The 21568-nt window shown below is 66.7% G+C and carries 15 protein-coding genes; 4 read left to right on the top strand and 11 right to left on the bottom strand.

Annotation, left to right across the window (positions count from 1 at the left end; translation table 11 throughout):
• Positions 1–45: 45 nt before the first annotated feature.
• Positions 46–1059 carry an AraC family transcriptional regulator gene (locus tag KU43P_RS10805; protein WP_317662964.1) on the top strand — a complete coding sequence of 338 codons (1014 nt, stop codon included), beginning with the start codon at positions 46–48 and terminating at the stop codon, positions 1057–1059.
• Between the two features lie 2 nt (positions 1060–1061).
• Here the strand turns inward: KU43P_RS10805 and KU43P_RS10800 are convergent, their stop codons facing one another.
• The 11 genes from KU43P_RS10800 to KU43P_RS10750 all read right to left on the bottom strand — a co-directional run bounded on the left by KU43P_RS10800 (position 1062) and on the right by KU43P_RS10750 (position 17070).
• Positions 1062–2690, bottom strand: coding sequence for a mechanosensitive ion channel family protein (locus tag KU43P_RS10800; protein WP_317662963.1), 1629 nt, complete (start codon positions 2688–2690; stop codon positions 1062–1064).
• A gap of 55 nt (positions 2691–2745) precedes the next feature.
• A complete protein-coding gene (locus tag KU43P_RS10795; RefSeq protein WP_317662961.1) occupies positions 2746–5274 on the bottom strand; it encodes a fused MFS/spermidine synthase in 2529 nt (842 codons plus the stop codon).
• 194 nt (positions 5275–5468) lie between these two features.
• The gene (locus KU43P_RS10790; protein ID WP_317662959.1) at positions 5469–7037 is read right to left on the bottom strand and encodes an arylsulfatase; all 1569 of its coding nucleotides are present in this window, start codon (positions 7035–7037) and stop codon (positions 5469–5471) included.
• A 104-nt stretch (positions 7038–7141) separates the two neighbouring features.
• Positions 7142–8146, bottom strand: a complete 1005-nt coding sequence (locus KU43P_RS10785) for an HAD family hydrolase (RefSeq protein WP_317662957.1) — start codon at positions 8144–8146, stop codon at positions 7142–7144.
• Between the two features lie 36 nt (positions 8147–8182).
• On the bottom strand, positions 8183–9493 hold the full coding sequence (locus KU43P_RS10780; RefSeq protein ID WP_317662955.1) for a hypothetical protein: 1311 nt from the start codon (positions 9491–9493) through the stop codon (positions 8183–8185).
• Positions 9490–11091, bottom strand: a complete 1602-nt coding sequence (locus KU43P_RS10775) for a VWA domain-containing protein (RefSeq protein ID WP_317662954.1) — start codon at positions 11089–11091, stop codon at positions 9490–9492. Before KU43P_RS10775 ends, KU43P_RS10780 begins: the two co-directional genes overlap by 4 nt.
• Positions 11088–12089 (bottom strand): vWA domain-containing protein, encoded by a 1002-nt coding sequence (locus tag KU43P_RS10770; protein WP_317662952.1) that lies wholly within the window; start codon positions 12087–12089, stop codon positions 11088–11090. The genes KU43P_RS10775 and KU43P_RS10770 overlap by 4 nt, the downstream gene beginning before the upstream one ends.
• Positions 12076–12561, bottom strand: coding sequence for a DUF4381 domain-containing protein (locus tag KU43P_RS10765; protein WP_317662950.1), 486 nt, complete (start codon positions 12559–12561; stop codon positions 12076–12078). The genes KU43P_RS10770 and KU43P_RS10765 overlap by 14 nt, the downstream gene beginning before the upstream one ends.
• A complete protein-coding gene (locus tag KU43P_RS10760) occupies positions 12558–13508 on the bottom strand; it encodes a DUF58 domain-containing protein (protein WP_317662948.1) in 951 nt (316 codons plus the stop codon). Before KU43P_RS10760 ends, KU43P_RS10765 begins: the two co-directional genes overlap by 4 nt.
• 11 nt (positions 13509–13519) lie before the next feature.
• Positions 13520–14494 (bottom strand): AAA family ATPase, encoded by a 975-nt coding sequence (locus KU43P_RS10755; RefSeq protein WP_317662946.1) that lies wholly within the window; start codon positions 14492–14494, stop codon positions 13520–13522.
• A gap of 272 nt (positions 14495–14766) precedes the next feature.
• Positions 14767–17070 (bottom strand): tetratricopeptide repeat protein, encoded by a 2304-nt coding sequence (locus KU43P_RS10750; RefSeq protein WP_317662944.1) that lies wholly within the window; start codon positions 17068–17070, stop codon positions 14767–14769.
• Between the two features lie 240 nt (positions 17071–17310).
• Between KU43P_RS10750 and KU43P_RS10745 the strand changes: the two genes are divergently transcribed.
• The 3 genes from KU43P_RS10745 to KU43P_RS10735 are packed head-to-tail and all read left to right on the top strand — an operon-like array spanning position 17311 to position 21495.
• Positions 17311–18072, top strand: coding sequence for an efflux RND transporter periplasmic adaptor subunit (locus tag KU43P_RS10745; protein WP_317662942.1), 762 nt, complete (start codon positions 17311–17313; stop codon positions 18070–18072).
• On the top strand, positions 18059–19405 hold the full coding sequence (locus tag KU43P_RS10740) for an efflux RND transporter periplasmic adaptor subunit (RefSeq protein ID WP_317662940.1): 1347 nt from the start codon (positions 18059–18061) through the stop codon (positions 19403–19405). The genes KU43P_RS10745 and KU43P_RS10740 overlap by 14 nt, the downstream gene beginning before the upstream one ends.
• The gene (locus KU43P_RS10735; RefSeq protein ID WP_317662938.1) at positions 19405–21495 is read left to right on the top strand and encodes an HlyD family efflux transporter periplasmic adaptor subunit; all 2091 of its coding nucleotides are present in this window, start codon (positions 19405–19407) and stop codon (positions 21493–21495) included. Before KU43P_RS10740 ends, KU43P_RS10735 begins: the two co-directional genes overlap by 1 nt.
• Positions 21496–21568: the final 73 nt, after the last annotated feature.

Here is a 21568-nt window from a genome sequence, read left to right as displayed (position 1 = left end):
AGTGGGGCGTAGTACGCCTACTCGGCCCCAACGAGGCGCGATTCCATGGACAGCATTCGCGGCAGCGCTCTGCTGCAATTCGACCATCTGCTGGCCGAGCATGGTGCTCTGCAGCAGGATTTCCTGGCCCCGCTGCAGATCGGCCTGGACGTGGTCGGCAACTACGGCAAGACCTTTCCCTACACAAGCCTTGTGCAGTTGTTAGAGGGCAGCGCGCACGCCCTCAGCCTGCCGCGCTTCGGCCTGGACCTTGCGCTGCTGCAGGGCTCGACCCTGGTCGGCCCGTTGCGTCACCTGGCCAGAACCGCGCCCACCGTCGGCCATGCGCTAGTGGCGGTGATTCGCTACATGCGCCATTACAGCCCGGCCATCCACTTTCGCTTGGAGCACCGCGCCGGCCAGGCGCTGCTGTATTTCGACAACGGCCTGCCCGGCGCCGAGCAGACGCCACAGATCGTCGAGAAATCGGTGATGGGTGCCAGGCTGCTGATCGGCGAGCTGTGTGGTACACCGTTACGCCCCCGGGCGGTGACCTTCCGCCACCCGGCGCTAGGCGAGGCCACAGGCTACCTGCGTTACTTCGATTGCCCGGTGCTGTTCGAACAGACGCACAATTGCCTGGTGATGTCGGCAGACGTGCTGCAGGAGGCCTGCGTCCATCACGATACGGCCTTGCACGCCATCGTCCGCCATTACCTGGAGAACCAGGCCGTCCCCTGCGACAGCCTGCGCGCCCAGGTAGAACGCAAGATCCAGATGCTCTTGCCCAGCCAACGCTGCACCCTGGAGCAGGTGGCCCTGGCTCTGGAGCTGAACCCGCGCACGCTGCAGCGGCGCCTGGCCGGCGAAGGCATCGATTTCGAGGATCACCTCGATGGCATGCGCCAGCGCCAGGCGCAGCAGATGCTGCGCAGCACCAGCCTGAGCGTCGGGCAGATCGCCGGTGAACTGGGCTATCGACGCACCACCTCGTTCTGCCGCGCCCACCTGCGCTGGTTCGACATGACCCCGCTGCAACATCGCCACCAGTATGGCGACCCGCAGGTCGCCCACCTCTAGCCTTATTCGCCGTCCGGCTTCGTGGATGCGTCACGGGCCGGCGCGGTGAACCATTTTTCCCGCGGCACCCACTTCTCCTGCGCCGGGTCCCCCAGGTAGTGCGGCGACATGATCTGCACGCCGTACTCGTTGAACACATCCTGGATGTTGGCGTGCAGCAGGCTCAACAGCTCCGCCCGTGGCCGCGGCTCGCTGGGCACGGCCTGGGCCACCAGGCGGTATTCCGGGTAGAAGTCCGAAAGCCCGGTCTGGAACACTTGGGGCCGGGGCTTGGCGACGATGCCTTCGGTTCGTTCGGCCGCCTCCACCAGCATTGCCTCGACCTGGCGCCAGGGAGTGTCATAGCCGATGGTGACCACGGTATCGACGATATAGCCCCGGCCCTGGACCACCCGCGAGTAGTTGCGCGTCACGGAGCCGGTGATCATCGAGTTGGGTAGCGTCAGCACTTCGCCCAGGCCTGTGCGGATGGTGGTGTTGAACATGCCCACTTCGGTCACCGTGCCTTCGTTGTCGCCCACCCGCACGTACTCCCCTGCCTTCAAGGTACGCGAATAGGTGAGGATCAACCCGGCGGCGGCCTGCCCCACCACGCTGGAGGCGCCCAGGGAAATCATCAGCCCGAGCAGCACCGACAAGCCCTTGAACGCATCGGTACCGGAGCCTGGCAGGTACGGGTAGGCCATCACCAGGGCGAACAGCCAAATCGCCAGCGACGTGAGCCGGGTGGTCGGTTGCAGGGTTTCTTCGGTCAGCCACTTGAGCGTGCCTGGGCGTGCCATGCGCTCCAGCATGCGCCGGCTGAAGCCGCTGATGCCACGGGCGATGAAGAAGATCATCACCGCCACGGCGATGCCGGGTATGGCCTGCAGGATACCGTGCAGCAGGTAGCGCAGCAGGTCGAGCAGGTGCACGTTGAGGCTCTCGCCCCAGGGCCGGGTGTAAGGGAACTGCGACAGCACGAAGCTCAGCCACTGGTAGCTGAGCAGGAAGACCACCACCCAGTACAACAGGCGCAGCAGGCGATCGGTCAGGTAGTACACGTACTGCATGTCGAACAGCGGCAGCTGGCCGACGCGAATCTGCTTGGCGCGCTCGCGCATCAACTGCGTCAGTACACCGCGCAGCTTGCGTCGGCCCCAGTTGGCGGCCTTGATCAGCACCACGAAGATCAGGGTGGCCAGGGCCGACCACCCCACCGCCTTGACCAAAAACCGCAGGCTGCGCGCTTCCCCGGTCTCTTCCACCACCTGGCGCAGTTCTGCGGCGGCCTGTTCGGCGGCCAGGCGCGTGTCACCGCCGTTCACGCCCAGGTCCAGCGGCGCGACGATGAAGGCTCGATGGCCACCGAGCAACACCATGTGGCTGTTGAGTATCTTGTCGACACTGACCTGCAACTCGTCGCTGCCGCGCAGGGCCTCCTCGATCACTGCCGTGGCCCGCTGCACGCGTGCAGCCGGCGTCTCGCCAAGCAGCGTGGCATTGAAGGTGAAAATGCTGCGGTTGGCGATCACCAGCTCGGCCGGGTCGGCGGGCAAGCCATCGGTGGCGCTGCTGGCGGTGTCAGCGCCCTGCCCCACGGCGGGCGACAGGAGCAGCAGCACCAGCAGCAGGCGGAAAAGGTGGGTCATTGCGCACTCCCTGAGCACTAGGACAAACGGTATCCCTCTAGTGATAGCACAGGGTTCACAGGCTGGGGCCTGGGCCCAGGAACCAGCGGAAATAAGGGTTGTCGCCGTCGCTGCGAGCCAGCTCGCGGGCCTCCCGCGCCCAGGCCTGACGGTTGCCGTTGTAGGCATGCAGGCTGAGGCTGTAGAAGCGTTCCAGCACACGCCAGCGGTCGTTCACCGCACTGGAGAAGCCGGGCTCGGCGCCTTGCAGGGGCGGCGCACCCTTGAGGGCGAGCAAGGTCGGCAGCACGCGGGTGATCTCCCGCGGCCGTACCCAGCCGGCGTATTCGATGCGCGGTTGGTCGTCGGTCACCGGTGGTGCATCGCCGGCGAAGCGTTCGAGCCCGGCGCGGTCGGTGATCCAGGTCGCAAGCAGGGACTGCGCCGAATCGACGCCGACTTCGGCCAGGGCGGCGGCTACCGGTGGTTGTGCCAGGCGCTCGCGAATCCGGGGCACGTCCAGTTGCAGTGGTTGCAGCGAGCCGATCAGGAGCATCTCGTGGAACTCGGTGGTCCACAGCGACGCATGGGGGAAGACGTCGATGAAGCTGCGTACCAGCGCACGGCTGTCTTCTTCGTTCTGGGTCGGCAATGGCAGCCACTGCGCCACCAACCCATCGGGCTGCAAGCGTGCGGCTGCGAGCTGGTAGAAGTCGCGGGAATACAGGTTGACCACGCCGGCCGCCGAAGGGGGTGGCGGTTCCAGGGTCACCAGGTCGTAGCGATCCTCGCTGCGCAGCAGTTCGCGGCGGCCATCGCGCAGGCGGATATCCAGGCGCGGGTCGGTCACGGCCGCGAAATTACCCTTGAACTGCGGCGCCGCCTGCAGCACCTCGGGCAGCAACTCGGCCACCACCGGGCGCTCCAGGCCGGGGTAACGCAGCATCGCCCCGGCGGTGATGCCGGTGCCGAAGCCAATCACCAGCGCCGAACGTGGCTCGCCGCGGTGGATCAACAACGGCAACAAAGCCTGCAGGCGCATGTAGCGCAGCGATGGCATGGCATCGCCGGTGTTGGACACGCCCTGGATGTAAAGGCGGCTGAAGGTCTGGCCCTGGCGCCCCTGGCTAACCACCGCCACGGTGCCGCCCTTGCCCTCGTGGTAATAGGTGAGCTGGCCGTTGCGCGCACCGGGCAGCAGTTCGGCGAGGCGCTGGGGCGGCGTGAAGATCGCCACCAGCAAGGTCGCAGCGGCCACCGCGATGACCGCGACAGCCGCCGGGCGCCGCACGCCCTGGCCACGCCACACTGCCAGCAGGCCGACCAACGCGGCCAGCCCGGCAAGAACCCCCAGTGCGCGCACCAGGCCCAGTTGCGGCACCAGCACGAAGCCGGTGAGCAGCACGCCGACAATCCCGCCCAAGGTATTGAGCGCTACCACCGCCCCCACATCACGGCCGACATGGCCGCTGTCCACTGCCAGGCGCAAGGCCAGCGGGAAGGCCGCGCCGAGCAAGGTGGTCGGCAGCAGTACCATGCACAGCGCCGCCGTGGCGAACCGGGCGCACATGCCAGCCAGTTCACTGCCGAACAGCTGCAGGGCGAGCATTTCGGCCTGGGTCTGCGCCAGCACCAGCCAGCGCCCCAGCCCGGCGAGCTGCAACAGGGCCAGCAAGCCAGCCACGGCGATCAGCAAACCGAACAGGCCCCAGGGGTCACGGATACGGTCGGCGCGCCGGGCATACAGGGCGCTGCCGGCGAGCAAGCCGGCCAGGTAGGTGGCCAGCACCACGGCGAAGGCGAACGCACGGGTGCTCATGAACGGCACGATCGACTGGCTCCACACCACTTCGTAGCCCAGGGCCACGCCCCCGGCGATGCAGTACAGGCCAATGGCGAGTCGCGCCTGCGCGCTGCGCGGGGTCGAAGACAATTGGGCCGGTGGCGGCAGCGCAGCATCGCGACGACGGGCCAGCCAGGCGCCCAGGGCGGCCAGCAGGTTGAGCGAGGCGGCGGCGCAGGCGCTGCCGCTGACGCCCAGGTGGGGCAGGAGCACGAAGGCGGCCAGCAAGGTGCCGGCGATGGCGCCGGCGGTGTTGGCCGCGTACAGCCGGCCGCCCGCCTCTGCCAGTTGGCCCGTGGCCGGTGCCAGTGCGCGTACCAGCACCGGCAAGGTGCCGCCCATGAGCAACGCCGGCAGCCCGACCAAGGCGAAAGGCAAGGCCCAGGCGAACAGGCCGGCGCTGCCTTCCAGCCGGGCGAACGGCCCGGCGGCGTGGGCCAGGCCCAGGGTGGCGCCGATGCCGAGCGCTGCCACCGCCAGCTCCAGGCACACATAGAGCAGCACCGGGCGCTGCAAGCGGTCGGCCCAGCGCCCGAACAGCAGGCCGCCCAGGGCCAGGCCAGCGAAAAAGGCACTGATACCGGTAGCCACGGCATGCACTTCCACACCGACCACCAGCGACAGTTGTTTGATCCAGAGGACTTGATAGACCAGGCCGGCGGCGCCGGAGAGGAAGAGCAACGTGGCGGGTAACAGCACCTGCAGGTGCGCCTTGCTGTGCGGCGCGTCAGTGGCCACGGAGGATGCTGCTGATGATGCCATGCACGAAGCCCTTGTCTGGTGAAGTTGGCACTGCAAAAAACGCCTACAGGTACACCACGATTTCCAAAGCCTGCACTGTACCTGTGGGAGCCGGCTTGCCGGCGATGGGGCCCGACCAGGCTGGCGTAGTGCCGCGGCTGGCCTCATCGCCGGCAAGCCGGCTCCTACAGGGGATTGCGCACGCTTTCAGGAGGTCACTGCTTCTTCATCTTCTCCTCGATCTTCTTGTCCACATCGGCGCGGATCTGGTCGATGCTGAAGCTTGCAGGGCGCTGGCTTGGCGGGTAGTCGACGAAGGTCTGCAGGAACGCGGCGGCCTTCTTGATACCGTTGAAGACAAGGTAGTCGTTCTTGGTCAGCCAGTCATTGTATTGGTCAGATACCACATCGGCGCGCTCGTACGGGTCCATGCGCAGGTTGAACATCTTCGGTACCCGCAGGCAGGTGAACGGCTCGCTCCAGACCGCGAAACCACCCGGTGCACGCTGCTCGCAGAAGACGATTTTCCAGTCGCCATAACGCATCGACACCAGCTCACCGTCATCGTTGAAATAGTAGAACTCGTTGCGGGCGCTCTTGTCGGTCTTGCCGGTGAGCATGTCGAGCTGGTTGAAGCCGTCGAGGTGGACCTTGAAGTTCTTGCCACCCACGTCAGCGCCCTTGAGCAGGCGGTCCTTGATGTCGGTATCGCCGGTTGCGGCCAGCAAGGTCGGGAACCAGTCGAGGCCGGACATCATCTGGGTGTTCACGGTGTCAGCCTTGATCTTGCCTGGCCAGCGCACCATGGCCGGCACCCTGAAGGCACCTTCCCAGTTGGAGTTTTTCTCGTTGCGGAACGGCGTGGTCGCCGCATCCGGCCAGGACCACTGGTTCGGGCCGTTGTCGGTGGTGTAGACGACGATGGTGTTGTCGGCGACCTTCAAGTCGTCCAGGGTCTTGAGCAGCTTGCCGACATCGCCGTCATGCTCGAGCATGCCGTCGGCATAATCGTTGCCGACCATACCGCTCTGCCCTTGCATCGACTCGCGCACATGGGTGAAGGCGTGCATGCGCGTGGTGTTCATCCACACGAAGAACGGCTTGTTGGCCTTGACCTGCTTGTCGATGAAGTTGATGGCGGCCTGGGTGGTTTCGTCGTCGATGGTCTCCATGCGCTTCTTGGTCAGGGCACCGGTGTCCTCGATCTTGCCGTCGGCGCTGGACTTGATCACACCCCGTGGCGAGGCGGCCTTGACGAACTCCTGGTCGTCCTTGGGCCAGTAAGGGCGTTCGGGTTCCTCTTCGGCGTTCAGGTGGTAGAGGTTGCCGAAGAACTCGTCGAAACCATGGTTGGTGGGCAGGTATTCATCCCGGTCGCCGAGGTGGTTCTTGCCGAACTGACCCGTGGCGTAGCCTTCGGCCTTGAGCGCCTGGGCAATGGTCACGTCACGTGCCTGCAAACCGACCGGCACGCCCGGCATGCCGACCTTGGACAAACCGGTACGCAACGCCGACTGGCCGGTGATGAAGGTCGAGCGCCCTGCCGTGCAACTGTTCTCCGCATAGTAATCGGTGAACAGCATCCCTTCCTTGGCGATGCGGTCGATGTTCGGTGTCTGGTAACCCACCACGCCCTTACCGTAAGCACTGATGTTGGTCTGGCCGATATCGTCGCCGAATATCACCAGGATGTTCGGCTTGTCTGCCGCACTGGCCAGCCCCGCCGCGAACGTTGCCGTGGCCGCGAGGGCGGCCGCCGACAACCATGCTCTTCTGGACTTCATAGCTACGCTCTCCGTTTCACGTCACTGCTTTAGTCCACGACTTCGTGCACATGGGTTTTGCCGACACGGGGCTGGCCCAGTACTCCTGCGGTTGTTATCGAAACTCAGGGGGCTTCAAAGGGGTACACACGGCGCCATTCCCCGGCCATGTCCACCACAGTCCAGCCCTTGGCACGGGCCTGGTCGAGGGCCTTGTCCAGGTGCCCGACCTTGCTCGTACGGTCATAGGCCCATTCGCGATGGGCGTCGGTGTGGTGCACCAGCCCGGCAAAGCGCCGGCCCGGACCGGCCATGGTCCACTGCAGCATCTGCAGGTCACCGTCGGAATTGCCAAAGGCCAGGATCGGGCGCCGGCCGATGATCCAGTCGATGCTGACTGGCTTGCCGGGGCCGTCGTCGTTGTGCTGAATCTTCGGCAGGCGCTGGATGCTCAACGTGCCCTGCTGGTCCTGGAAGGTGGCAGCAAAGGTAGTGCCGATCACCTGTTCTGGGGGAATGCCGTACACCTCTTCGGCAAAGGCGCGCATGAAGCTCACCTCGCCGCCGGACACGATGTAGGTCTTGAAGCCGTTGTCACGCAGGTAGGCCAGCAGTTCCAGCATCGGCTGGAACACCATCTCGGTGTAGGGCTTGCCGGTGCGCGGGTGGCGGGCGCTGGCCAGCCAGCTACGGCTGCGGGCGATGAAGTCGGCGCTGCTCATGCCCGAATGGGTGGCGGCGACGATCTTCAGCAAGCCCTCCATGCCCTGGGCGGCCAGGGCCTGGTGGTCGCTTTCCAGCACCGCCTTGAACGGCTGCTGGGTGCGCCATTCGGGGTGTTCGGGGGCCAGGCGCTTGACCTCGTCCATGGCGAACAGCACTTCGAAATACAGCGGCTGCTCGCTCCACAGGGTGCCGTCGTTGTCGAACACGGCGATGCGCTCGGCAGGCGCGACGTAATCCGGGCCACCTTGCTGGCTGACCGCCTCGACGAAGGCCACGATGGCACTGCGCGAGGGGCTTTCACGCCAGGCCGGCAAGGGATCGGCCGCCTGTGCCAGCATGGGCAGCAGGATCAGCACCAGGTACATCAGACCGCGCGGTGAAACGCCAGTCGTCGATTCGCGCATGCTTTACCGTCCTTGCGTTTACCTGAACACACCGTTTCAGGGGTTCAAATGCTTGAGCCCGTGCTTGTCTTGAGCAGTGGCCTGGCCCGCTGCTGCGCCCTGACGCAGGCGCTGCAGCAGGTGTTTGCGGGCGTCCGGGCCTGGCCCTTGCTTGGCTTGGGCACCATACGCAGCCTGGAAAAAGGGTAGCAAATCGTCCTGCGAATGCCCGGCCGAGGGATGTTCACTTGACGACAGCATGCGCCGCCCAGTACTGCGCCGCACCCACAGGTACAGGCCGTCCAGGCGCGCCGGCTGGTTGGCGCACTGCTGGCGGGCCTGGCGCAACGCGTAAGCGGGCGAGTCGAGCCAGGCCTGATGACGCCGCGCCCGCCAACGCCGCAACCGCTGCCAACCCGCCCGCCCCCACTCGCGCCCCGCCCAGGCCAGGGCAATCACTACCAGCAGCAGAGTCAGCAGCCACAGCCAATGGCTGGCGATGCTGACCCGCGCACCCTGCCCCAGTGCGCGCAGGTCTTCCTTGAGGGAGAACGGCGCCTGATAAGTACCCGCCTCGGCCACCACCTCCACGGCGGGCACCGTGGCCGTGTGTGACTCGCCCGTGGCCGCGTCCCACCACTTCACCTCGATGGCCGGCAGGCGATAATGCCCGGCCGCCGTGGCCACGTAGCTGACGCTGTCCTCGCGCTGGCCACCAAGGGTGCCGCCGCGGCCATCACTGAGCGCTGTGACGCGGGGCGTCTGCACATAGCGCTTGAGGCCTTCGACTTCGGCGAAGCGCGGCGGCGGGATCAGCATGGCCTGGGCACCGGGAGCCTTGAGATGCAGGCGGCGGGTAATGCTGTCACCGGCCCGCAACGGGGTGTGCGAAGGCTCTATGGCCTGGGTCAGCTCGACCTGCTGGGCGACCAGTCGCAGTTCACCCTTGGTGTTGGCCGGGCCCTTGGCCTCGAACGTCAAAGGCTGGCTGTGCACCGTCATCTCGGTGCTGGCCGGGCCCGGCTGGACCTGGAACGCCAGCGCCGGGATGCTGAACCGCTGGGCCTCGGTGGGCGTGATCTGATAGCGGTAGCGCAAGCCGAAGAAGGCCTTGCCGTCGATCCGCTGGTTCAGGTGCTGAGCCTCGCCGCCAGGCGGGGTTACCACCGCGCCCGCCAGTTGCAGGGTGGGCAGCTGCGGCGCATCGGTGAACCAGGTGTCGACCAGCAGGTCCACCTCGAGGCTCACCGTGGCCCCGGTCATGATCGCCGTGTCCGGCACCAGCCGCGCTTGCACCCGCACCTCGGGGTCAGCAGCATTCACCCAGCCTGCCAGGCAGATCAGCACAAGCAACGCCCAACGGATCATGGCGCCTCCTTGACAGCTTGCTGGCGGGCGGCATCCTGGAGCGCGAACTTGCGCTTGAGGAACTGCGCCGGCGAGGTGGTCAGGTTGTTCAGCCACAACTCGTCGGAGGCTGCCTGTGGCGTCTGTTGCTGCTGTTGCTTGCCGCCAGCGGCGGGTGTCTGGTCTTCGACCACTTTGTCGGGTTTCTCGTCGGGTGGGTCTGCCTGCTGCTGGTCCTCGTAGTCCTTGAGCAGTGCCTGGGCCAGCGCCAGGTTGGCCTGGGCCTGCGGGAACGCGGGTTGCAGGCGCAGGGCTTGTTGGTAGGCGGCGATGGCCTGGGGGAACTTGAACAGGCGCACGTAGCTGTTGCCCTGATAGAACCAGGCAGGTGCCGTGTCGACCTTGCCCAGGCTGGCCAGCGCCGCCTGAAAGTCGGCGGCCTCATAGGCGGCGACACCCTTCCAGTACGGGTCGTGGAACTGCGCTGCGGCTTGCGGATAGTGCCCGTGCTCGAAGGCCCAGCGCCCCTGTTGGTCGGCGGTAAAGAAGGCATCGGCCAGCCCCCCTGCCCGCGCGGGTTCCGCCGCGCCGCCCAGCAGCAGCGCCAGCAGCAGGCCCGGCAGCCAGTTCACCCGCCAGCCTCGGCGTACACTGAGCAGCACCAGCAACAGCAACGGCCAGCACAGCCAGTAGCCGGCATCCTTCCAGTGCAACTGCGCATCTAAACCACTGGCGGCCCTGAAGTGGCGCTGAGCATGCAGCTCGATCCAGTCCAGGTCATCATCATTCAGCGACAGGCTACCCAGCGGCGCGCTCGCCGCCTTGGCCAGGCCTTCGAGGCCTTTGGCATCGAAATCGCCCTGTACCGGGCGGCCGTCGGCATCGAGCCTGGGCAGGCCCTGGGCATCGCGCAGCGCGCCGGTCGACTGGCTGCCGACCGCCAGCACCAGTACCTGCAGCGGGCTGCCTTGCAGGCGCTTGCCGATCGCGTCGAACTGGCTGGCGTCGGCGCCATCGGTCAGCAGCACCAGGCTGCCGGGGGCCTTTTCCGCTTCCAGCAGCCTGAGCGCCTGGTCGATCGCGCCCAGAGCATCCTTGCCGGGCTGGCTCATCAGGTCGGTGGCCAGTGCCTGGATGAAGGTATCGAGCAGCGCCGGGTCATCGGTAGCCGGCAACACCAGGTGCGCGCTGCCGGCATAGGCGATCAGCGCGGTGCGCGCGCCACCTCGGCGCATCACCAGGTCGTGCAGGGTGTGCTGGACCGCAGCCAGGCGGCTGGGCGGCACGTCGTCGGCGGCCATCGAGGGCGACAGGTCCACGGCCAGTATCAAGGGTGCGCGGTCATCGAGAAAGTCCGGCTGGTCCTGCTCCCAGGTCGGCCCGGCAGCGGCCAGGGCGCCGAGAATCAGGATGGCACCGAGCAGGTGCACGGGGCGCCAGCGCCGCTGCTCCTGGGGCGTGATCAGCAAGTGCGCGACCAGGTGCGGGGCGATGATGCCGTCGAGCTGGCGGCGCAGGTCATGCCGTCGCAGCCACAACACCGGCAGCAACATGCCGGGCAACAGGAGCAGCAGCCACAGCGGCCGCAGAAAGTGGAACGCGCTGAGGTCGAGGGTCATGCCCGGGGCTCCACGGTCTTCGGCTGGCGACCGACCACCCTGGCGCGCAGCAGCGCCAGCAGCTGGCCCGCCAGCAAGAGTGCCAGGGCCGCACCCAGCGGCCAGAAGAACAGGTCGCGCTTGGGCTGATGGCTGAAGGTCTTGACCTTGTGCGGGGTCAAGCGGTCGAGGGTGGCGTACACCTGCTCCAGGGCCTGGCGATCGTCGGCGCGGAAGAACTGGCCGCCCGTGGTGCGGGCGATGGACTGCAGTGTGGCGAGGTCGACCTTGGCATCTCCCGTGGCCTTCGGGTCACCGATACCAATGGTATGTACCACGATACGATTGGCTCGGGCCAGGCGCGCTGCATGGTCGGGCGTGATGGCACTGCCGGTGTCGTTGCCGTCGGTCAGCAGGATCAGCACCTTCTCCGGCGCCTGGGCGTTGGCCATCGCCTTGATGGTCAGGCCGATGGCGTCGCCCAGCGCGGTATTCGGCCCGGCCATGCCGATGCCGACTTCGTCCAGCAGCATCAGCAGGCTGGCGTGATCGAGGGTCAACGGCGCCTGGGGATAGGCCCCGGTGCCGAACACGATCAGGCCGATTCGGTCATCCTTGCGCCGGGCAATGAAGTCGCGCACCACCGACTTCACTGCCGTCAGGCGATCGGTGCGCTGGCCCTCGGCGTTGGTGTAGTCGGTGGCCGACATGGACTGGGAGATATCGATGGCCAGCATCATGTCGCGAATGGGTTGCTCGCGCTGGATCGGCCGCTCCACCAGCACGGGCCTGGCACAGGCGGCCACCAACAACGCCCAGACCAGTACGTTGAGCAGCAACTGCCCGCGCCCGCCGCTGGTGCTCGCCGCCCCCGGCTGCTTGCCCACGGCGCGGCTCATGGCTGCGAAAAACGGCACCCGCAAGGCGCTGCGGCTTTCCTGATAGACGCCGAGCACGCGATAGGCCAGCCAGGCCAGCGGCAGCAGCAGGAACACCCATGGGTAGTCAAACTGCCACATGGTGCCCCTCGATCCAGCGGCGGCTGGTACTGAACAAGGTGTCCACTTCCTGCGCCTGCAACCTGAGCACGTCAGCATCCGGGGCATAGGCGAGCTTGTGCAGGGTGCCAGCAAAGCCTTCGGGCAATGGCTGCGGCGCGCGCTGGGCAAGAAACGCCTGCCATTGCGCGCCGGCCAGGCTGGCCACCGGTGGTGCATCCGGCATCGACAAGGCCACCCGCTTGAGCAGCTCGGGCAATTCGCGCAAGCCGGCCAGACCGCCTGCGGCCAACTGATCGAGCCGCTGCAGGGCTTCGCGGCGATAACGCTCGCGCCGCCAGCGTCGCCAGCGCAGCGCCGCCCACAGCAGCACCGCAGCCGACAGCAGCACGGCCAGTACCAGCCAGGCCCAGGTCTGCGGCAGGTAGCTGAACGGCGGCACCCCGGGCGCCAGCTCGCGCAGCTGATCGATGGCCGGCGCTGGGGTAGTCATCGTGGTGCCTGGGCCAGGCGGCCCAGCTCCCGGCGCAACTGCTCCAGGCTGTCATCGCCGGTGCTTACCAGCAGCAACGGCACCTGGCTGCGACGCAGCAGCTCGGCGACATCACGCAGGCGCCCGGCCAGGAACTCGCCCAGGGGCCGGTTGATCCGCCGCTGGCCGACCTCCAGCTCCACCTGCTGGGCGCCCTGGGTGATATTGAGCCGGCCTTTGTCCGGCAGTTGCAGGGCAATCGGGTCGTAGACCTGAATGGCGATCACGTCGTTGTGCTGACGCAACTGGCGCAGCAATGGCAGGGTGTGCGGGCCGATGCCGGCGAAGTCGCTGATGATGCAGATCAGGTGGTCATGGCCCGCCGATGCCACGCAGCTGCGCAGCACCTTGTCCAACTGGGCGTCGTGCTCGGCATCGGCCGCGTAGGCCGACAACCGCTGGTTGGCCTTGACCACCGCACTGCACAACGCCTCGACCCGCGCCCGGCTGCGCAGCGGGCGCACGTAATCGACCTGCTGGTTGCCAAACACCATGCCACCAACCCGATCCCCGGCATGAAAGGCCATCCATGCGCAGATGGCCGCCACCTGTGCGGCGCTGACCGATTTGAAGTAGCGCTGCGAGCCGAAGTACATGCTCATGCGCTGGTCGACCAGCACCAGCGTGGGCCGGTCACGTTCCTCGGTAAACGTGCGCACGAACGGCTTGCCATAGCGCAGCGACGCCCGCCAGTCGAGGTGGCGCAGGTCATCGCCGGGGATGTAGTGGCGCAGCTCATCGAAACTCAGCCCACGCCCGCGCAGGCGCGAGGCATGGTTGCCCGAGAGGATGCTCGACAGCGGCTGGCGAGCGACGAAGCTCAAGCCCCGGGCACGCGCCTCCAGCGCCATCAGCTCGGTGAGAGAGGCATACACGAAGCCGTCGGCGGCAACGCTGCTCATGGGCATCGGCATCTCCGTCAGGCAGGAATGGCCACCTTGTCCAACAGCCGATCGATGACCTGATCGGCACCCACACCATCGGTGATGGCGTCGTAGGAAAGCTGCAGGCGATGGCGCAGCACCGGGTGCACCACGGCCCGTACATTATCTGGTGAAACGAAGTCCTGGCCGTTGAGCCAGGCATGGGCCCGCGACACCCGGTCGAGGCTGATGCCGCCGCGCGGGCTGGCGCCGATGCTGATCCAGCGCGCCAGGTCGGCGTCGTAGTCGGCGGGGTGGCGGGTAGCGTTGACCAGGTCGATGAGGTAGCGGTCGATGGCTGTGGCGACATGCACCTGGGCCACCTCGCGGCGGGCGTCGAAGATCACCTGCTGGGCCAACCGCGCCGGTTGCGCCGCACTGTCCTGGCTGGCCTGGTCCTCTTCGCGCACCAGGCGCAGGACCTGGGTTTCGTCTTCAGGGAGCGGGTAATTGAGCTGCAGCTTCATCAGGAAGCGGTCCATCTGCGCTTCGGGCAGCGGGTAAGTGCCCTCCTGCTCGATGGGGTTCTGGGTTGCCAGCACCATGAACAGCCCGGGCATCGGGTAGCTCTGCCCGGCCACGGTGATCTGCCGTTCTTCCATGGCCTCCAGCAAGGCGGCCTGGACCTTGGCGGGGGCGCGGTTGATTTCGTCGGCGAGGATGACGTTGCCGAACAGCGGCCCGGGCTGGAAACGGATGCTGTTGCCTTCGGCGGTCTGCTGCAGGATCTCGCCGCCGGTGATGTCCGACGGCAGCAGGTCGGGGGTGAACTGGATGCGCCGCATCTGGGCTTCCAGGTGCGTGGCCAGGGCTTTGACCGTGCGGGTCTTGGCCAGGCCCGGCAGGCTTTCGAGCAGCACGTGGCCGTTGGCGAGCAGGCCCAGCAGCACGTGGCGAATGGTCTCGGCCTGGCCGAGGACCTTTTGCGCGACCGAAGTTTCCAGGGCCTGGACGTGTTCGTGAGTGTTCACGGGGCGGGGGTTCCTGGGTGAGGATGAGGGTCAAGTAAATCTAGTTGGGTTGGGCTGAGGTGCAATGGGGTGTCGTGAAGAGAGCATGGAGGGGCCGCTGTCTTGTTGGCAGTCCACACGCTTGCGCCCCCTCCTCTGTGGGAGCCGGCTTGCCGGCGATGAGGCCAGTGCAGGAGCAAGCCAGTCATGTCGCCCGACAGGGCCCTATCGCCGGCAAGCCGGCTCCCACAGGTACCACCGCAGCCTTCACGGCGGTGCTCTGCCCACAAGCGTCAGGGCTGCTTCTGCCAATAGGGTTCGATCCCGCGCAACCGCTCATCCTCCGGCGCCACCTCGCGCATCCGCTGCACGTACGGCCAGGCCTGCTCCCGCTCCCCCGCCAGGGCATGCAGGTAGATCAGCGAATACAACAGATCCGCATCCTCCGGCGCCTGCTCTAGCCCGCTGCGCAACGCCTGCAGCGCCTCATCACGGCGGTTCATGCGCGACAGCAGCAACCCTTGGTTGTAACGAATGCGGGTATTGCTCGGCAGTGCCACGGCAGCCTGCTCCATCCACTCCACCGCTTCCTCGGGTTTGCCTCGCTCCACCAGCAACAACGCAAGCATGTACGCCAGGTTGCCGCGGTCAGGCGTCGGCATTTTGTCCAGCGCCACGCCTTCACGCAACAGCTGTTCGGCATCGTCCAGGCGCTGGCTGCCACTGGCCAGGGTCACCAGGTTGACCCTGGCCGGCACGAAATACGGGTCCATGCGCAAGGCCTGGCGGTATTGCTCCATGGCCTGTTCGTCATGGCCCTGGCGCTGCATCAGCACCGCCAGGTTGAGCCGCCCGCCCGGCAGGTCGGCGTTGCTGCGCAGGCGCTGCTCGTATTCGGCGAGCATGGCCGCGTAGGTCTGGCGGCTGGCTTCGGGGAGCTGCGCGGCAGGCACGTCGGCCAGTGCCCGCACGGTTTCGTCGCGCACCGCCAGGGTCGGGTCTTGCAGCAGCGGCAACAAGGGTGCCACGCGCTGCTCGGGCGGCACTCGGCTGAAGCCGTTCACCGCGTAGGCCCGTACCACCGCGTCCTTGTCCTGCAGCGCCCAGCGCAGGTTGCTGCTGGCCGCAGGCCCCATGCCCGCCAACTGCTCGGCAGCGGTGGCCCTGACGATGGCGGGGTTGCGCTTGTCTGCCAGCACATAGCCCAGGCGGCTGAGGCCGGAACTCGGGTCTTGGCGCACGGCATGGAAGCTCTCGCCGTAATGGGCCGGGCGCTTGGGGTTGGCGAACCAACTGTCGATGGCGCTGGCGGCCCAGGCGGGCTGGCGGTCCTTGTGGCACGCCGTGCAGGCGTCCGGGCCGATGCCCTGGGCTGCCAGGTCGGGCCGCGGAATGCGCAGGGCGTGGTCGCGCCGAGGGTCGACCACCATGTAGTTCTTGCTCGGCATGTGGCAATTCACGCACTGCGCGCCGGGCGAGCCGGCAGCATGGTGATGGTGCTCGGGGCTGTCGTAGTCCTTGGCCTGCAAGCCGGCGAAGCGCGCGGTGTTGGGCTGGGTGTTGTGACACTGCAGGCATAGGCCGTTGCCCTCGATACGCACCTTTGTGGTGTGTGGGTTGTGGCAATCGGTGCAGGTGACGCCTGCGGCGTACATCTTGCTCTGGGTGAACGAGCCGTACTCGTACACTTCACCGTCGATCTGCCCGTCGGCGTGGTACAGGCCGTTGCGCAGGGTGGCCGGCAAGCTCTGGTCAAGCTGCGGGTGGCCCGGCAACTGGCCGGTGCCCAGCCCCTGCCGCCGGCTGTGGCAATACGCACATTGTTCCACAAGCCCCTTGCTGCCCAGCGCCTTGAAATCCACCGCCAGGCCCTGGGCAGGCGACGCACCGGGGTTGCGGGTTGCCCAGTCGACGTGGGCCTGGCTGGGCCCGTGGCAGCCCTGACAACCCACGGTCTTTTCCTGCCAGGTACTGGCGAAACTGTCCTTGGCGTCGTCGTAGTGCTTCTCCAGCCGAGTCGAATGGCAGTCGGCGCACATGCCGTTCCAATTCTGGTAACGGCCGGTCCAGTGCAGCGGGTCGTCCGGGGTAAAGCGTTGCCCGGGATACAGGGAGAACCAGCGCTGGCCACCCTGCTCCGCCGGCCGGCTGTCCCAGGCGATGGTCAGGGCCTGCAAGCGCCCCCGCGACAGCGCCACCAGGTATTGCTGCAACGGCGAATAGCCAAAGGTGTAGAGCACCTTGAAGTCGGTTGGCTTGCCGTCCTCGCCTTCGAGGTTGACGAAAAAGTTGTCGCCCTTGCGATAGAAGCGCGCCTTGACCCCATCCTGGTCGTAGCGAACGTCATTGAAATTGCCCAGCACATTGGCCCCGGAGGCGTCACGCAGCGCCCAGGCATGGTCGGAATGCTGCCACTGCCCTGCTTGCTCGGCATGGCAACCCTGGCAACTGCCGGCATCGGCGTAGCCTTCGCGATCCTTGGCCTGACCCGGCAAGTGGCCATCAACCGACGCTGCCGTACCGAACGCTGCGCTGCACAGTCCCAGCAGCATGACCACCACACTTGCACCCCGCACTACCTGTGCACGCAACCCCATTGGTCAGCTCCACGATTATTTCTGTTCGCCCTGTAGCAGGCTGTTCTGTGTTGTACCCGTGCCCCCAAAGCACTGCTTCACCCTAGTACAGCGTCTTCGATCCTGCGCACAGCCCCCACAACGACGCGCTGAAGGCGCGTCTATGCCGCGCGATTGGGCAAGTTTGAGTTTCCTTTCTAGTATGAGAATTCAAACCGTTTGCGCTGGCGCGTCAAGCAGGATCTCAGGAAGGAGTCGAGGATGCCATTACCCGTCGTTGATCGCCGTTACCTGCCGCTGTTGTTGGCCCTGGCCAGTGTTGCCGTCCAGGCCGAACCAGAAACCACTGGCGAAGACCCACAATTGATCCGCGTACTGCTCGCCGCCGAGCTGGAAACCACCCTGTCCAGCCAGATGAGCGGCACCTTGGGCGAGCTCAAGACCAGCTTCGGCGAACACGTGGCCAAGGGCGCCACCCTGGCCCGCTTCAACTGCAACGAGGCCCAGGCCCGGGGCAAGGTCGCAGTGGCCGAGCTTGCCATGGCCCGGCAGAACCTGGAAGCCAAGAAGCAGCTGCGCAAGCTCGATGCGGTGGGTGATATCGAAGTAGCCGCCGCCAATACCGAAGTACAGAAGGCCGATGGCGCGCGCGCCATGGGCGAGGCGCAGATGAGCTACTGCCAGGTGCTGGCACCGTTCTCCGGGCATGTGGCCAAGGTGTACGTGAAGCCCTACCAGACGGTCAGCGCCGGTACGCCGCTGTTCGACCTGGTCAGTGACGGTGCCTTGAAGGTGCGCCTGAATGTGCCATCGAGCCAGTTGAAAGACCTCAGCCCCGGCCAGCCGCTGCAAGTGAGCGTGCACGAAACGGGCAAGACCTACCCTGCCAAGGTCAGCGTCATCAACGCCCGGGTCGATGCCGTGGCGCAGACCGTGGAACTGGAGGCGCGCTTCGATCAGCGCTTCCCTGAACTGATGGCCGGCATGAGCGGCACGGCGCGGTTCGACCATGACCGTGAATAGGCCACTCCCCCACCCGCAGTTGCTGTTGCAACTGGACGCCCTGCGCGACAAGGCCATGGCTGCCCAAACCCTGGGCGCCCTGGCGTTCAGCATGGCCAACGACCTCTACCCGCTGCTGCCCTTCCACCAGGCGCTAGTGTTCGAACAAGGCAAGGCCGGCCTCGACCTGCTGTGCGTTTCAGGCCTGGCGCGGCCCACCGAAGACTCGCCGTACCTGGTCTGGCTCAAGCGCTCCAGCCGCTGGCTGGCCGAGCGCCTGGTCGAGCCCCAGCCGGCCTGGCTGACCCGCGACAATGCCGCACCGCCCGAGGACATCGCCCAGGGCTGGACCGAGTGGTGGCCCAATGGGCTGTGGTGCGTACCCCTGCACGGGCCGGCCGGCGAGCGCCTCGGCGTGCTGGTGCTGCTGCTCGAAGAAGCGCCACCCGAGGTGCTGTACCCGCAACTGGAAGGTCTGACCCGCACCTGGGCGTACTGCTGGCGTGCCCTTACCCGCCGCCGTCACCTGCGCCGCTGGCGCCCCAGCCGCCGCCAGGTGCTGCTGACGCTGCTGGTGGCCGCCGGGCTGCTGCTGGTTCCCGTGCGGCAGACCGCGCTGGCGCCAGCGCAGATCGTGTCGCGCCAGGCGCAGATCGTCAGTTCGCCGATCGACGGTGTGATCGCCCAAGTGCTGGTGCGCCCCAACCAACCGGTGGAGGCCGGCACCCCCCTGTTCACCCTCGATGAAACCACCCTGCGCAGCCGCGCCGAGGTGCTTGGCAAGGAGGTGGCGGTGGCCGATGCCGAGCTGCTGGCCGCCAGCCAGCGGGCTTTCGACAACCCGCAAAGCAAGAACGAGCTGACCCTGCTGCAGGGCCGGGCCCAGCAACGTCGGGCAGAACTGGCCGCCGTGCAGGCCCAGTTGCGGCGCACTCAGGTGGTATCGCCGCGGGCCGGCGTGGCGGTGTTCAGCGACCCCAACGACTGGATCGGCAAACCGGTGTCGACCGGCGAGCGCATCCTGCACGTGGCCGACCCGACGCAACCGGCGATGCAGATTCAGCTCGCCGTGGCCGATGCCATTGCCCTGGAGCCAGGCGCCGAGGTCACCCTGTTCCTCACCGCCTACCCGCTCAGCCCGCTCAAGGGCAAGATCCTCGAGACCAGCTACCAGGCCAAGCCCAGCGACGACGGTGTGGTCGCCTACCGCCTCTTGGCAAGCATCGACGAGCATTCCGAGCATGCTCGCCTGGGCCTGCACGGCACCGCCAAGCTCTATGGCGGCAGGGTGATGCTCGGTTATTACCTGCTGCGCCGCCCGCTAGCCACCGTGCGTGCCTGGAGTGGCTGGTGATGCTCGACCTCAGCGACCTGCCCCTGCCCCCGCTGCGCGAGGACCTGCGCCTTTGCGAAGCCGCCGACAACCCGGAGGGTGAACCGGCGTGGATGATCCATGACACGGTGGTCAACCGCTTCTACCGCATAGGCTGGCTGGAGTTCGAATGCCTGCTGCGCTGGGGCCAGACCCCGCGCCAGGTCAGCGAGCAGGTGTCGCGTGACAGCGCGCTCAAGCCGGATGTCGAGCAGGTGCTGGCGCTGCGTGCGTTCCTCGAACAGCACCACCTGTTGCGCCCAGGCCCTGAACAACTGGCCAGGCTACAGGCCACCAGCGAGGCGCGCACCTGGTCGAGCTGGCGCTGGTGGCTGCACCACTACCTGTTCTTCCGCATCCCGCTGCTGCGCCCGCAAGCTGCCCTGCAGCACCTGGCCAAAGCCCTGGGCTGGCTGTTTCACCCGCTCACCGGCGTGCTGGTGGTCACTCTGACCCTGGTGGGCCTGGTGCTGGTGATGCAGCAGTGGGACAGCTTCACCCATGCGGTGGTGGAGTCGTTCTCCACCGAAGGCCTGTTCAGCTTCGCCCTGGCCCTGGTGGTGGCCAAGACCTTGCACGAGCTTGGCCATGCCCTGGTGGCCACGCGTCTGGGCTTGCGCGTCGGGCACATGGGCGTGGCGTTCCTGGTGCTGTGGCCGATGCTGTACACCGACACCGGCGAAAGCTGGAAGCTTAAGCGCGCCCACCAACGCCTGGCGATCGCCTCGGCGGGCATCGTCACCGAGCTGTCGCTGGCGGGCCTGGCCACCCTCGGCTGGGCCCTGTGCGATGACGGCGCCCTGCGCAATGCCCTGCTGTACCTGGCGACCACCAGCTGGGTGCTGTCGCTGGCGCTCAACGCCAGCCCATTCATGCGCTTCGATGGCTATTTCATCCTCAGCGACCTGCTCGACTTCCCCAACCTGCACGAGCGCGCCTCAGCCATGGCACGGGTGGCCCTGCGGCGTAACCTGCTGGGGCTCAACGAAGCCTGGCCGGAGCCGTTTCCGGTCGGCCAGCGGCGCCTGCTGGTCGCGTTCGCCTTCGCCACCTGGCTGTACCGCCTGGTGCTGTTTCTGGGCATCGCCGTAGCGGTCTACCTGTTCTTCTTCAAGCTGCTGGGGATCGTACTGTTCATGGTCGAATTGGCGTGGTTCATCGCCCTGCCGGTAAAGCGCGAGCTCAGCCATTGGTGGCAACAGCGCGCCAGCATTCCCGGGCAGCGCAAGCGGCTGTTTTACCTCGGCCTGGGGCTGCTGGCAGTGGCTTTGGCGGTGCCCTGGCACAACCAGGTGGACGCCGTGGGTGTGGCCCGAGCCGAACATCAGTTGCGTGTCTATACACCCTACCCGGCGCGCCTCAAGAGCCTGCATGGGTCAGGCCAGGTAAAGGCTGGCGAGGTGCTGGCAGTGCTCGACGAACCGGACCTGGATTCGCGCCTGCGCAGCAGCGAGGCCAGCGCACGCAGTTACCAAGCGCGGTTGTCGGGGCTGTTGGCCGACCCGGCAGGGCTCGCCGAAGATGCTGCCACCCAGCAACGCCTGAGCGTGCAGAACGAAGAAGCCCGCTCTGCTCGCCGGGAGATTGCCCGCCTCAACCTGCAGGCACCGTTCGCGGGTAACTGGCTGGACGTCGACCGCGACCTGCAGCCCGGCCAGTGGCTCAACCGCCAGGAACCGCTGGGCATCCTGATCGACCCTAGCCACTGGCAGGTCGATGCCTATGTCGCCCAGGACCAGGTACACCACCTGGCGGTGGGCAACCCGGTGAAGTTCTACCCAGAAGGCCAGGCCACGGCGCTGCATGGCAAGGTACTGGCCATTGGCAGCACCCGCGCCGGGCAGCTGGCCCACCGCATGCTGTCGTCACACTTCGGCGGGCCGGTGCCCACCAGCGGCCAATCGCTGACACCCAACGTGGCGTTGTTCCAGGTCCTGATCGCCCTCGACGACCCCCTGGCGAGCGTGCGCGAAACCCGAGGCAAGCTGCAGATCGAAGGGGAAAGACGCAGCGTGCTGGGTGAGCTGGGCAAATGGTTGCTGGGCGTTGGCCTGCGCGAAAGCGGGTTCTGAATACGACCTCTCGGCGGCTGCCCATCCACCTTCGAAAAACCCGTCTAGGATTGCTAAAGCCGACGATTTTGCC

Source organism: Pseudomonas sp. KU43P (assembly GCF_033095865.1).
Lineage (GTDB): Bacteria > Pseudomonadota > Gammaproteobacteria > Pseudomonadales > Pseudomonadaceae > Aquipseudomonas.
Note: the sequence above shows the minus strand (reverse complement) of the source record. Positions and strands in the feature narration are given on the sequence as shown.

Excerpts from the sequence above, each read along its gene's own strand:
- KU43P_RS10800 (WP_317662963.1), bottom strand. The coding sequence starts at position 2,690 with ATGACCCACCTTTTCCGCCTGCTGCTGGTGCTGCTGCTCCTGTCGCCC.
- KU43P_RS10760 (WP_317662948.1), bottom strand. The coding sequence starts at position 13,508 with ATGCCCATGAGCAGCGTTGCCGCCGACGGCTTCGTGTATGCCTCTCTC.
- KU43P_RS10775 (WP_317662954.1), bottom strand. The coding sequence starts at position 11,091 with ATGACCCTCGACCTCAGCGCGTTCCACTTTCTGCGGCCGCTGTGGCTG.
- KU43P_RS10790 (WP_317662959.1), bottom strand. The coding sequence starts at position 7,037 with ATGAAGTCCAGAAGAGCATGGTTGTCGGCGGCCGCCCTCGCGGCCACG.
- KU43P_RS10735 (WP_317662938.1), top strand. The coding sequence starts at position 19,405 with ATGCTCGACCTCAGCGACCTGCCCCTGCCCCCGCTGCGCGAGGACCTG.
- KU43P_RS10750 (WP_317662944.1), bottom strand. The coding sequence starts at position 17,070 with ATGGGGTTGCGTGCACAGGTAGTGCGGGGTGCAAGTGTGGTGGTCATG.
- KU43P_RS10770 (WP_317662952.1), bottom strand. The coding sequence starts at position 12,089 with ATGTGGCAGTTTGACTACCCATGGGTGTTCCTGCTGCTGCCGCTGGCC.
- KU43P_RS10740 (WP_317662940.1), top strand. The coding sequence starts at position 18,059 with ATGACCGTGAATAGGCCACTCCCCCACCCGCAGTTGCTGTTGCAACTG.
- KU43P_RS10785 (WP_317662957.1), bottom strand. The coding sequence starts at position 8,146 with ATGCGCGAATCGACGACTGGCGTTTCACCGCGCGGTCTGATGTACCTG.
- KU43P_RS10780 (WP_317662955.1), bottom strand. The coding sequence starts at position 9,493 with ATGATCCGTTGGGCGTTGCTTGTGCTGATCTGCCTGGCAGGCTGGGTG.
- KU43P_RS10745 (WP_317662942.1), top strand. The coding sequence starts at position 17,311 with ATGCCATTACCCGTCGTTGATCGCCGTTACCTGCCGCTGTTGTTGGCC.
- KU43P_RS10805 (WP_317662964.1), top strand. The coding sequence starts at position 46 with ATGGACAGCATTCGCGGCAGCGCTCTGCTGCAATTCGACCATCTGCTG.
- KU43P_RS10765 (WP_317662950.1), bottom strand. The coding sequence starts at position 12,561 with ATGACTACCCCAGCGCCGGCCATCGATCAGCTGCGCGAGCTGGCGCCC.
- KU43P_RS10795 (WP_317662961.1), bottom strand. The coding sequence starts at position 5,274 with ATGGCATCATCAGCAGCATCCTCCGTGGCCACTGACGCGCCGCACAGC.